The organism is Chryseobacterium daeguense DSM 19388, assembly GCF_000430825.1.
Taxonomy (GTDB): Bacteria; Bacteroidota; Bacteroidia; order Flavobacteriales; family Weeksellaceae; genus Chryseobacterium; species Chryseobacterium daeguense.
On the sequence record NZ_KE387263.1, the window covers coordinates 142,021 to 155,265 of the forward strand.

The following is a 13,245-nucleotide window of genomic DNA, read 5'->3' on the forward strand; positions in this document are numbered from 1 at the left end:
AATAAATTATTTATATTAAATAAATTATTACTTTTGCAGTCACACACAAATGATTGAAATCAGAATTGTTTTATGATCACAGCTCTATTTTTATTACAATAGTTTCAAGGCATATTATTTTAGTAAATAATGTTGAATATTGTATTTAACTGTAATTAACAATACTGAAAATAATCATTTTAATTTATTTAAAATGAAAGTATGTTATTTAACTCAGTAAGCTTCTTAATTTTTCTGCCGATAGTATATCTGCTCTATTGGTTTGTTTTCAACAGGAATTATAAATATCAAAATATGCTTCTTTTACTGGCAAGCTTTTATTTTTATGCGTGTTGGGACTGGAGATTCTTATTTTTGCTGATTTTCTCCATCGGTCTGGATTTTCTTTCAGGCTTACGGATCGAAAAAAGCAGGACAAAGAAAGAGGCATTATTTTGGCTCACTTTAAGTATTTGTATTAATTTGGGGTTCCTGGGATTCTTTAAATACTACAATTTTTTTGCTGAAAGCTTCGCATCGCTGGTTGGCGGATTTGGTTTTAAAGCTAATGTATGGCTTCTAAACATTATTCTTCCCGTAGGTATTTCCTTTTATACGTTTCATGGCCTTTCATATATCATTGATATTTATAAGAAAAGAATCACAGCTGAAAAGAACTTTACAGATTACGCCGTTTTTGTAAGCTATTTCCCTTTGCTTGTTGCAGGTCCCATCGAAAGAGCCACACACCTTCTTCCTCAGATCCAGCAAAAAAGAGTTTTCAACGAATCGCTTACCGCAGATGGAATGAGGTAGATTCTCTGGGGTTTTTTCAAGAAAATTGTTATTGCGGACAATTGTGCACCTATTGTAAATGAAATTTTCCTGAATTATCAGACTGAGAGTGCCAGTAACCTTGTCATTGGGGCCATTCTTTTTGCTTTTCAGATTTATGGAGATTTTTCAGGGTATTCTGATATTGCTTTGGGAGTATCAAGATTATTTGGAATTGAACTGTTAAAAAATTTTGCATTTCCCTACTTTTCGAGAGATATTGCAGAATTCTGGCGCAGGTGGCATATATCACTTTCATCCTGGTTCAGAGATTACTTGTATATTCCTCTTGGAGGAAGCAAGGTAGGGATATACACAAAAATAAAAAATACATTCATCATATTTCTTGTAAGTGGTTTTTGGCACGGCGCAAACTGGACTTTTATCATCTGGGGCGGAATAAATGCTATTTACTTCCTTCCTTTATTAATTGCTGATAAAAACCGCCAGAATATAGACATAGTTGCTATGAACAGGACCTTTCCTTCTTTGAAAGAAGTTTTTCAGATTTTCATCACTTTCGGGCTTACCTGCTTTGCATGGATTTTTTTCCGGTCAGAAAATGCCTTGCAGGCCGTGATATATATTAAAAGAATATTTAGTGCTTCGTTATTTTCATTTCCAGGCATTTTCCCTTATAAAGTTTTTTCATTTATACTGATCATGGTTGCCATAGAATGGGTGAACAGGCAAAAATTCCACGGATTGGAAATAGCGGATTATAACCCTTGGATACGAAGGCTTTTCTATGTGATTATTATCTATATCATTCTCAGATACGCCAATTTTGGGAATAACGACTTCATTTATTTTCAATTTTAAGTATGAAAAAAATTATTTTAAAATTACTGGGTTGGCTTATTTTATTTTCTCTTGGCGGCTATGCGCTGTTACTGAGCAATAATTGTACTTTTTATGGTGACTATTTAATAAGACAAAAGGTAAAATATTATTATCAGCATGAAAATGAATACAATGCACTCATACTGGGCAGCAGCAGAATGTACAGACAGGTAAATCCCGGATTACTGGATTCTGCAACTCACCATACTATTAAAGCATATAATCTGGCTACCGGAGGTACTTTTTTTACCGAAAGCAGATATGTATTCAGGCACTTGAAATTGAATAAAAATATAAAATACCTACTCTTTGAGATTCAGGATCTACAGCCATTTGAGGGAAATTCTTATACGGAGAAAATTATGTATTATCATGATCTTCCAACTGTGGCTTTTGAATGTAAATATTATAAAAAAAATAAAGATATCAGCTCATCATTTTTACCTATATCCCACTATATTGCAAATATTTTATACTTTAAAAAACTTGCACAAAGAGATAAGCCTGTAAATGAATTTGCAAATTACAATAACGGGTATTACCCGCTTGAGAAGGACTATGATAAAATAATTACTGTTAAAGAACTCAGAGACCGTTTTGTAAAAGACAGCACCGGGATTGTATCAAAATCTGCAGAGCTGCAGAAAGTTAATCCTACAATCATCAAGGATCTTAAAAATCTTGCTTTAAACTGTCAAAAACAAAAAATACAACTAATTTTAATCTGTCCTCCTTTCGGTACACCCAGCGATTTGTCTGAAATAAGAGCAATCAGAAACACAAAAGTGATAGATTTTACTTCGAGGGAAAAATTCAAAGAGTTTTATACTTTCCGGAATGCTTATGATCACGGACATCTTAATCAGAAAGGAGCTCTTTTATTTAGCAATAAACTGGCAGATTCTTTGAATCTTTATTTAAAAAAATAAAAAGCGCATCATTTCTGATGCGCTTTCTCGGTTAATTAAAGTTGATATATTAATCTAAATGTTTCGGTGTATAGCCGTCTTCACTTAATTCTCTATGTTCGTACTCGGCTTTCATTTCAGCTTCGTAATCTAATTTTTCATGTTTGCCCATTCTTCTAAGAATTGAATCAAATAATGAATAAACTACCGGTACAATGATCAGGGTAAGGAATAGAGACGATGTCAAACCACCGATTACTACCCATGCCAGACCTTTGTTCATCTCTGCTCCGGCTCCTGTTGCCAAAGCGATCGGCAACATACCGAAGATCATCGCAATCGTCGTCATCAGGATCGGACGAAGACGTGCGTGGTTTGCCTGTACCAAAGCATCGTGCGTATTAGCTCCTGCTGCTTTTCTGGCGTTGGTAAAGTCGACAATCAAAATCGCGTTTTTCGCAACCAAACCAATCAACATGATCATACCCAACATGGTGAAGATATTCAATGAGTTAGCTGTCAAGGCAAGGATTACCATTACCCCGATCATCGCCAACGGAATTGAGAACAATACCACAAACGGATATACAAAGCTGTCATACAAGGAAACCATTACCAGGTAAACCAATACAATAGCCGCCAGTAAAGCAATTCCTAAAGTACCGAAACCTTCTTCCTGGTTTTCCATATCTGCACTCCAGATATAATCTACCCCTACAGGCTTATTTTTGCTGTCTTTAAACTGTGCCGCCCATTCGTTTGCAACGTCACCCACCGGTCTACCAACAGCCTTAGCTCTTACTTTTACAGAAGGTGCTTTATCTCTACGCTCAAGCAAACTCGGTCCTGAACCCATCTTTACATCAGCAAACTGGCTTAAACGAACCTGCTGTCCCTGAGGATTGGTAAACATTAAGTTTTTAACATCATCAATAGACTGTCTGTTGGCATCTCCAAAACGGATATTAATGTCATATTCATATTCTCCGGCTCTGAACTTTCCGTCTGTATTCCCGTTGAATGCTGTCTGCATCGTCTGTCCTACGCTGGAAAGATTTAAGCCTAAAGCAGACATTTTATCTCTGTCAATATTCACCTGAACTTCAGGGCTTCCTGTATCTGTAGATAATTCTGCATCTACTGCTCCGGGAACTTTTTTAAGTAATTCTAAAATTCTCGTTGCTTCTTTTACAGCCGTTTCGTTATCCGGAGCCGTTACTACCATCTCAATCGGTGCATTTTCAGCACCCATGATACCGATAGGAGCCGTTTTGAATTTCACTCCTGTGAATTTCTCTTCTAAAGCTCTTTTTATTTTTGCCGCTTTGATGTTTGTACTTTCAGAACGTTCAGATTTATCTGTAAGATTTACCTGAACCTCAGACTGGTAGGTTGTAGCCTGAGCTCCACCAAAACCTGTTGACTGCTGACCTACTGTTGTAATCAAATCAACAACATCTTTATCATTTCTTAAAAACTTCTCAACATCTAATGTCAATTGGTTAGTTTTTTCAACGGTTGCATCTTTTGATAATTCCATTTGTACAAGGAACTGCCCACGGTCGATAGGCGGGAAGAATTCACCTCCAATGAACCCGAATGCTACAAGCATGAATGAAGAAATTAAAACAACAAACGTAATAATAACTGTTGAAATTCTTCTTAAAGTCGTTTTCAGACACCATTCAAGAATTCCTGTGATCCAGTGTGTGAATCTGTCAATCATCCCTTCAAACCAAAGGATAAACTTCTCGAACCAGTTTTTACCTGTTAAATGTTCCAGCTTACCGAATCTTGAAGATAACCAAGGAATAATGGTAAATGAAGCAAGCAATGATAACATGGTTGCAATAACCACCGTGACGCAGAACTGTGCCAGAATGTTTGCTACAAGCCCTGAACTCATAGCAATCGGTAAGAATACTACCACAATTACCAATGTAATTGCCGCTACCGTAAACCCGATCTCCGAAGCCCCGTCATAAGCTGCCCTGATTTTACTTTTACCCATCTCCATGTGACGGTAAATATTTTCAAGAACTACAATCGCGTCATCCACAAGGATACCTACCACGAGTGAAAGTCCCAGTAAACTCATTAAGTTTAAGGTATATCCCATCAAATTCATCCCGATGAAAGTCGCAATCAATGAAGCCGGAATAGAAACCATTACAATAAATGCGTTTCTGATGCTGTGAAGGAATAATAACATCACAATTGCCACGAGGATAATCGCTAAGAATAAGTCGAAAATAACGTGGTTGGCAGATTCAAGGGTAAAGTCTGTGGTATCATTTACCACTTTTACCTTCACACCCTGCACTTTATACGCCGCTTCTACTGTAGCAATGGTTTTCTGAACACTTTCTGATACTGCAACTGCATTGGCGTCAGACTGTTTTTTAACCTGCATCAAAATTGTAGGAAACTGATTGAATCTCGCTACTTTTTCAACATCTTTCTGAGCATCAAAAACCGTTGCAATATCAGATAAACGAACCTGAGCCCCATTTTTATTGGAAACTACAAGATTATTCATTTCTGCAACCGACTTATATTTCCCTGAAAGTCTGATGGTAGATTTATTGGTTCTCGTCTTCAGGCTTCCTGTAGGGAAATCAAGATTTGAAGAAAGAATCGCATTTTGAACATCAGCAATAGAAAGCCCATATCCCTGCAGCTTCTTTTCATCAAGATTTACCTGGATTTCTCTTTCCTGTCCACCCACAAGGTCCACCTGAGCCACACCGTTCACACGGGAGAAAATAGGCTCTATTTTTTTATCTAAAAGGTCATAAAGATCTTTACTGTTTAGTTTGTCTGATGAAATACTCATCGTAATAATCGGTAAATCATCCAATGAGAATTTGTTCAGAGACGGTGCGTCTACATCTTCCGGAAGGTCTGCCAGAATAGCGTTTACCTTTCTCTGAGCATCATTTAAGGCATAATCTACATCCGCTCCGTCATTCAGCTGAACCATAATTACTGATAAGCTTTCATAAGATGAAGATTCTACTTTTTTCACGTTTTCCAAAGAACCCACGGCGTCCTCAATCTTCCGGGTCACGGATGTTTCCACCTCAGCAGGTGAAGCTCCCGGATATACCGTGGAAATGGTTACCATATTGGTTTCAAACTTCGGAATCAATTCATACCCCATCATGGAGTAGCTTAAGATACCACCCAGCGTAAGAATCGTAAATAATACGATAACGAGGGACGGCCTTTTAATGGATATTTCTGCTAACTTCATCTTCGCCCTACTTTATAATATTCACTTTAGAACCGTTATCAAGGTTGATCTGGCCGCTTGTTACTACCTGCTCGCCACCGTTTAATCCGCTAAGAACCTGAACTTTGTCCCCGTAAACTTTCCCTACTGTTACTTTAATTAATTTAGCAACACCATTCTGAACAATAAATAATTGCCCTGAACTTACTCCGTTTACGAAAGCTTCTGCCGGAACGGTTAACATATTTTGAGTTTCTGCGCCATTGTTTGTTTTAAATGTAGCTGTTGCATACATACCGGCTTTTAAATTTCCTCTGTTCTGCACTTCGATTTCAACCGGGAAATTCAAAGAAGCATCACTTTTAGGTGCAATGAAGGTAATTCTTCCCACGAAAGAATCTTGCGGCAGTACATTTACTTTAATCGGAACTTCCTGACCAAGCTGGATTCTTCCGATTTGGCTTTCATCCACTAAAACGGAAAGCTTTAAGCTGTTAATATTCACGATTTCGAAAAGTGCAGTTCCCGGAGCAACTACCATTCCCGGCTCAACCATTTTTTTATTGATCATTCCGCTGATTCCTGCACGGATGCTGGTATCATTTACCTTTACGCCCTGTGCTCTTACTGCAGCCTGCGCATTTTTAAGCTGTAATCTTGAATTATCAAGCTGCTGCTTTGTAACACCGCCTGTTTTATAGGCATTCTCGTAACGCTGATTATCGATAATGGCGTTCTGCAAGTTGTTCTGAGCCTGAGTAACATCTACTTCAATAGCATCTCTTTTGATGGTTGCCAATACCTGGCCTGCTCCTACTCTGGAACCTTCTTTCACCAAAACGCTTACAATACGCCCTGAAATTTCAGCAGACTGGTTCATTTCCTGCTTTGGAATAAATGTTCCGTTCGCAGAATAGTCCGTGTCTATATTTTCTCTTTTTACCGTTACAATATTTACGTTGATTTTATCTACCTGCTTGGCAACTTCTTTTACCTCCGCCGTCTGCTTTTCTTTGTTACCTGCAATCTTGTAAGCTGCCAAACCGATGAGTACAGCCGCCACGATGATATATATAATAGTTTTTTTCATGTTTATTACGGGTTTTGTAGTGTGTTTAATTCTCCTTTTGCTTTAATTAATTTAATTTCGGCCTGTTTATAATCCAATAATGCGTTTGCGTAATTCTGTTTAGCCTGGGTTAATGCGTTTTCAGCATCCAGAACTTCTGTAAGCGTCGCTAATCCGTACTGATAGTTTGACTGGGTGTTCTTCTGAACCCTTTCTGCAAGACCTACGTTATCTTTTGTGCTTTCGATATTGATCAATGCGTTTTCCATATTGGTAATTGCATTTTTGTAATCTAAGCTTAAGCTAAGCTGGGTGTTCTGAATATCCTGATCAAGATCCTGAATATCAATTTCCGCCTGCTGGATTTTTGCTTTTGTAGCGCCTCCGGTGAAAATCGGAATATTGATATTTAAACCAATCGCTGAATAATCACTCCAAAGAACACCCTGGTTCAGACCGTTTGTAAGGGGGAATTTTCCTCCTTGTCCGCCCCATCCGTAATTGGCAACCAGTCCTACGGTAGGATACAGATATGCTTCCGTAGCTTTTTTATTGTATTGAAGAAGTTCTTTATTTTTATTTAAAACTTTGATTTCCGTACGGTCATCAAGATTTACATTACTGGCTATAAGCTCCGGTCTCGGTTCTATTGATTTTTCTTCAAGCTCAATGTCTGTACCGATAGGAACTCCCATATAAAACTTCAAAGCATTTTTTGAAAGCTCTACAGAATTCACCAAAGTCTGCCTGTTTGACCCGATATTGGTAAGCTGAACATTGGTTCTGTCCAGATCAATTGATTTTGCAAGACCATTGTCTACCAGACTTTTGATAACATTTCTTACCTTTTCTGTATTGGCATAGCTGGCTTCTACAGTTTTAAGATTTTCTTCCTGCACAAAAACCTGGTAATAGGCTGTTGCTACATTTTCGATGATCTGTTCATTGGTAAGCTGTGCATTAAGCACATAAAATTCTCTGGTAGATTTTGCGGCCTTAAGACCTGTAAAAACCCTTTGGTCAAATAAAGCCTGCTGCACCTGAACGGAAGCAGTAGAGCTCCAAGGCTGTCCCAGCTGAGCTCTGATTCTTTCTCCACCAAACTCAAGCAACGACTCCTGAATAATAGGATTGTAGGTTAACCCCGCCGTAGCACTGATCTGTGGTAAGGCTCCCGCTCTGGCTTCATCAATTTTATATTCGGCTTTTTTAATCTGTAAAGCAGCTTTTTTGGCTTCTGCTTTGTTTTGAAGCGCCTGCTTGATGGCTTCCTGAAGAGAAACCTGCTGCTGTGCAGACACCGATGAAAAACCGAACATCATAAATGCAGCCGCTATTCCTATTTTTAGCTTGTTTGCAGTTATACGTTTTCTTTTCATAATCTTATACTTCGTTTATTTTTTTAATGTAAATATTGTCTTAAATGTTTTTATTTCTAAATGACGTATCATTTATTAAAATACTTTACCGTTTTATTTATTTTTTAAATAACATATTCAAGATAATGTCTTTTCTTTCAGAAATAATTTTATCAAATTCTTCTTCATTAATCATCAGATTCTCCATCAGCAGGGGTCTTACGGCACTTGGGAACACCAATAGCGAAACCATATTCAGCACAAACTGGATGGGCTTCATTTTTTCTATATTTCCCAGTTTCATTTCGGCTTCTATGTCTTTGTATAGCTTATGAAGCTCATCTTCTTCTATATCTTTCTTATGACAGTTTCCTTTGTTGATCTGTGAAACAATGTAGGTTTCCAAATAAGGGTATTGAAGACTTGTAGACAGGCTTCCTTCTATAAACTGACCGATCTTTTCCTTGAAAGGCAGATCAGAGTTCATTATAATTTCAGATTTTTCGTGTTCTACTTTCTGTGCTTCATCGAAGATGATCTGGATAAGATTATCACGAGAGCGAAAATAGTAGTTTATCAGCGTTCTATTGACCCCGGCTTCATCAGCTATTTCCTGAGTAGTTGCATCAAACTTACCTTTCACAAAGAATAAATTCTTTGCTGTTTCCTTGATTAATTCTTGTGTTTGGTCCTTTTTTGCTTGATTTGACATTTTTGTTAAACAAATTTGTGCAAATATAAATCAACCAAATGTTTTGACAAAATTGTTAAACAAAATAATTAAGAAAATTATTATGATTTGCATCAGGTTTTATGCAAAAAAAAAGCTGCCTCATTCGAGACAGCCTGTTTTATAATAATTTTATTTTATCTTCTAAAATATCGATGACTTTATCCTTGTAAAGCCCGCCGATTGCTTTTTTGAAGTTCTTTTTACTCATCTGGACCTCATCTTTGATCTCTTCAGGAGTAGATTTGTCTGAGAGATACAGCAGTCCATAGTTTTCTTCCAGCTTATCTAATATCTTCTTTTTAAATTCATCAATATTTTCGAAACCCTGCGGCTGTAGTGATACATCTATTTTGCCGTCTTCGCGGATTTCTTTGATATAGCCGGTTTCTTCTGATAAAGGATACAATTTTTTGAAAACATCGGAAGCGTAAATCAACCCGATGTATTTTTTATTAATAACTACATTCCAGCCCAATTCGCTTTCATTCATCATAATCAGATCCACCTTATCTCCTTTTTTGAAGGGTAAATCCTGGTATTGAGGATTTCTTTTAAACTTTGTGGTTCCTGTGATTAATTCTAAATCTTCATCAATATAAATATGAACAAGATATCTTTTTCCTTCTACAATTTTGGTTTTTTGCTGTTTGTACGGGATAAATAAATCTTTTATAATTCCCCAATCCATAAAAGCTCCGCTCGGAAGGCTCTGAACGCAGCTCATCACGGCAAACTCATCAACTTCGGCCAAAGGAATTTCTGTAGTTGCCTTTAATTTTCCATCATCCTGATACACAAAAACTTCCATTTCATCATCAATTTCTTTGTCGTCCTGGATGAAAATTTTAGGTAAAAAAGCTTTTTCACCCGATTCATCCGTTAAGATCCAACCTGAATTGTTTTTGTCTGAAATTTTTAAAGTCTGAGTTTTCCCTATTTGCATGAATGATAAATTAGTCTGCAAAGGTACGGAAATAATTGTAATTGGAGGTCGAGTTAAGAGTTGGAGGGTTTGAGAATTTAGGGTCTAGGGTTTAGGGTTTAGGGTTTAGGGTTTAGGAAAATAAAAAAGACTGTCATTCATTCAATAAGGAATAACAGTCTTTAATTTTTTAATATTTTAAATGATTAAATCTTTCAATCAAATATTACATGTGAATCGGTCTTTTTGCTGTAGCATCTAAAGCCGCTTCTTTAATAGCTTCTGCATACGTAGGGTGTGCGTGAGAACTTCTTGCGATATCTTCAGCACTTGCACGGAATTCCATGGCAATCACACCTTCTGCAATAAGGTCTGCAGCTCTTGCGCCTACAATGTGCATTCCTAAAACTTCGTCAGTTTTTTCGTCTGCAAGGATTTTTACCAAACCGTCAACATCACCACTCGCACGGCTTCTTCCTAATGCTCTCATCGGGAAAGAACCTACTTTGTAAGCGACACCTTCTTCTTTTAGCTGCTCTTCAGTTTTACCAACACCCGCTACTTCAGGCCAAGTGTAAACAACACCAGGAATCAGGTTATAGTTAACGTGAGGTTTTTGTCCTGCCAATGTTTCAGCAACGAAAACTCCTTCTTCCTCTGCTTTGTGAGCCAGCATCGCCCCTTTGATAACGTCTCCTATAGCGTAGATGTTTGCTACATTAGTCTGAAGCTGATCGTTTACTTTCACTCTTCCTCTTTCATCAAGCTCTACGCCTGCTTTTTCCAGTCCAAGACCATCTGTGTAAGGCTTTCTACCAACAGAAACTAAACAATAATCTCCTTCAACAGTTACTTCTTCTCCTTTTTTATCTTTAGCCATGATTTTTACCGTATCACCATTTCTTTCCACTGCAGAAACTGCTGTAGACAGCATGAACTTCATTCCCTGCTTTTTAAGAACTTTCGTTAATTCCTTACTTAAAGCTCCGTCCATTGTAGGAATGATTTTATCCATAAACTCTACTACTGTTACCTGAGCTCCCAGTCTTAAATAAACTGAACCAAGCTCAAGACCGATAACTCCACCACCGATCACCACTAAATGCTTAGGAATTTCTTTAAGATTTAAAGCTTCCGTAGAAGTTATCACTCTTTCTTTATCTAAAGTAATGAAAGGCAAAGAAGACGGTTTGGAACCTGTTGCGATGATGGTGTATTTAGATTCGATGGTTTCAGTAGAACCGTCGTTTTTAGTCACTTTAATCTGAGTAGCAGATTCGAAGCTTCCAACACCTTCAAAAACAGTAATTTTGTTTTTGTTCATCAGATAGCTGATTCCGTCTGTATTCTGTTTGATGACCTCATTTTTACGTTCAATCATTCTTGCAATATCAGCTTGAGGCTCATTAATAATGATTCCGTGGCCGGCAAAATTGTGTTTTGCATTTTCAAAATGCTCAGAGCTGTCCAGAAGCGCTTTTGACGGAATACATCCCACGTTCAGACAAGTTCCTCCTAAAGTTGGGTATTTTTCAATAATTGCTGTTGTGAAACCTAATTGTGCAGCACGGATTGCAGCAACATAACCACCAGGACCAGAACCGATTACGGTAACATCGAATTGACTCATGTTATTTTATGAATTTGTTTATTATTATCTCTTTAATTCTTACAAATTTAACGATTAATTACCACGTGAGAAAGTGAGATTTGTCAAATTTTTTAGATGGAAGCTGGATGATGGGTGATGGAAGTTTAAAACATTATGAATATTCCTAAACATTTTAATTTATTAAAAAGAAGTTCTCTATAACTTCCAGCCTCCTGCTTCAAGCTTCCAGCCTATTCATCAATCCAAATTCAGTTTTCCCTTTCCAAATTCTCCTGTGCTTTCAAAATAGGAACCTCCATACACGTACCATTCAAGGTTCTCCAGAAATTCCACGGTATTTTCAGGGGTGATATTCGGGCGGTCTTTTTTCGAAACAATTCCTTTGTACCATCTTCCTGATTTAGTATAATGTTCATATTCCACAAAATACCGGATCCATATTCTCTGACAGAGCTTGCATTGCTGAATAGAAACTTCCGCATGTCTTCCGTTCGTATGATCTATTCCCAGCTCGGAACTTCTATATTCGGTATAGTTTGAATTTGGCTTTTCACAGGCACATCCTAATTTCTGTATTTTATTCATTGATAAATACTGATTAAATAAAATTATTGAGGCCAAAAATAAGAAAATAAGATCCCAAAAGACAAACAGGGTTATTATGATTTCACCAAATCCAGCAAAACCTTTTCATATTTATCCAAAATAATATTCTTGGAAAATCTTGATTTAATGGAGCTTTTAATAGAATCTCCATCATACCTCTCGTGAAGAACCTGCATTATTTTCTGAGAAAAATCTTCATGATTATCAATGTCGGCAATTTCACCGTTGACGCTATGCTGAATAATTTCATTAATTCCGCCGGGGCAGTTGTTTGCTAAAGAGTAAGTTCCGCAGGCTCCGGCTTCCAGCAGTACATTTGGAAAGCCTTCATACCTTGAAGAAAGGATGAAAAGATCAGCATATTTCAAAAACTGATACGGATTTTCCTGCCTTCCGTGAAAAAAGACATGCTTGAGACCTAAAAAGTCTTTCATCTGATGCAGCACTTCCCTATCCTGTCCATCTCCTAAAATATGCAGCAGAATATTTTCATTTTTAAGTCTTGAAAATACTTTCAGAAGGTTATCAAAACCTTTCCTGGAGGATAAATTGCCAATAGCCACTACATTTTTATAATTGTATTTGAAGCATTCCGGCTTTTGCGCAGCTGCCAGCTTTTCTTCTATGAAATCAAAATCTACGGGATTATTTATCTTGATGATTTTACTGGATTTTATTCTGAAATTCTTTGTAAGATCTTTCATCATATCATCACTTTGAGCGATGATTTTATCGTAATTATTGTAAAAATTATAGAAGAATTTTATTTCTTTTCTTGTGACGTGCTCCGTTACAACATTGGTTTCCCTTGCTATGAATTTTGTCTGTGGAAACAGCTTGATAAATAATGATAAATAGGCGTTCACCTCCCCAAATCCAGAAAAAACTATATCGGGCTTCCTTCTGTAAATCTCCCTCAAAATAGGTTTTAAAGAATGCCTGATTCTCTCCTTATTTACATCAATAATTTCAACATCTTTTTTAAGATAATTGAGATAGCCGCCCTGTTTACGTAAAAGCAAAATTTTAGGCTCGAAACGATCCCGGGAGAGATGATTCGCAATGGTGGTAACAATCCTTTCTGCGCCTCCGGTTTCCAAATCCGGCAGAATAAATATGACAGAAATCTTTTTCATCAATGTAAAG

9 protein-coding genes and 1 pseudogene are annotated in these 13,245 nt (G+C 37.2%); 2 read left to right on the plus strand and 8 right to left on the minus strand.

The window, feature by feature from the left end; translation table 11 throughout:
- The first annotated feature begins 201 nt into the window (after positions 1–201).
- Positions 202–1,635: pseudogene (locus H560_RS22130) on the plus strand (MBOAT family O-acyltransferase).
- Between the two features lie 2 nt (positions 1,636–1,637).
- The gene (locus H560_RS0120135; protein ID WP_027381640.1) at positions 1,638–2,585 is read left to right on the plus strand and encodes a hypothetical protein; all 948 of its coding nucleotides are present in this window, start codon (positions 1,638–1,640) and stop codon (positions 2,583–2,585) included.
- 49 nt (positions 2,586–2,634) lie between these two features.
- Here the strand turns inward: H560_RS0120135 and H560_RS0120140 are convergent, their stop codons facing one another.
- The 8 genes from H560_RS0120140 to H560_RS0120175 all read right to left on the minus strand — a co-directional run bounded on the left by H560_RS0120140 (position 2,635) and on the right by H560_RS0120175 (position 13,235).
- Positions 2,635–5,820: an efflux RND transporter permease subunit gene (locus H560_RS0120140; protein WP_027381641.1), complete on the minus strand. Its 3,186-nt coding sequence runs from the start codon at positions 5,818–5,820 to the stop codon at positions 2,635–2,637.
- A gap of 7 nt (positions 5,821–5,827) precedes the next feature.
- A complete protein-coding gene (locus tag H560_RS0120145) occupies positions 5,828–6,889 on the minus strand; it encodes an efflux RND transporter periplasmic adaptor subunit (RefSeq protein ID WP_027381642.1) in 1,062 nt (353 codons plus the stop codon).
- A 5-nt stretch (positions 6,890–6,894) separates the two neighbouring features.
- Positions 6,895–8,247, minus strand: coding sequence for a TolC family protein (locus H560_RS0120150; protein ID WP_027381643.1), 1,353 nt, complete (start codon positions 8,245–8,247; stop codon positions 6,895–6,897).
- 97 nt (positions 8,248–8,344) lie between these two features.
- Complete coding sequence (locus H560_RS0120155) at positions 8,345–8,938, minus strand: TetR/AcrR family transcriptional regulator (RefSeq protein WP_027381644.1); 594 nt, start codon at positions 8,936–8,938, stop codon at positions 8,345–8,347.
- A 139-nt stretch (positions 8,939–9,077) separates the two neighbouring features.
- The gene (locus H560_RS0120160; protein ID WP_027381645.1) at positions 9,078–9,902 is read right to left on the minus strand and encodes a CvfB family protein; all 825 of its coding nucleotides are present in this window, start codon (positions 9,900–9,902) and stop codon (positions 9,078–9,080) included.
- Positions 9,903–10,107: 205 nt separating this feature from the next.
- Positions 10,108–11,511, minus strand: coding sequence for a dihydrolipoyl dehydrogenase (gene lpdA / locus H560_RS0120165; RefSeq protein WP_027381646.1), 1,404 nt, complete (start codon positions 11,509–11,511; stop codon positions 10,108–10,110).
- Between the two features lie 219 nt (positions 11,512–11,730).
- Complete coding sequence (locus tag H560_RS0120170) at positions 11,731–12,078, minus strand: hypothetical protein (protein ID WP_027381647.1); 348 nt, start codon at positions 12,076–12,078, stop codon at positions 11,731–11,733.
- Positions 12,079–12,152: 74 nt separating this feature from the next.
- Entirely contained in the window at positions 12,153–13,235 is a 1,083-nt protein-coding gene (locus H560_RS0120175; RefSeq protein ID WP_027381648.1) for a glycosyltransferase, read from the minus strand.
- Positions 13,236–13,245: the final 10 nt, after the last annotated feature.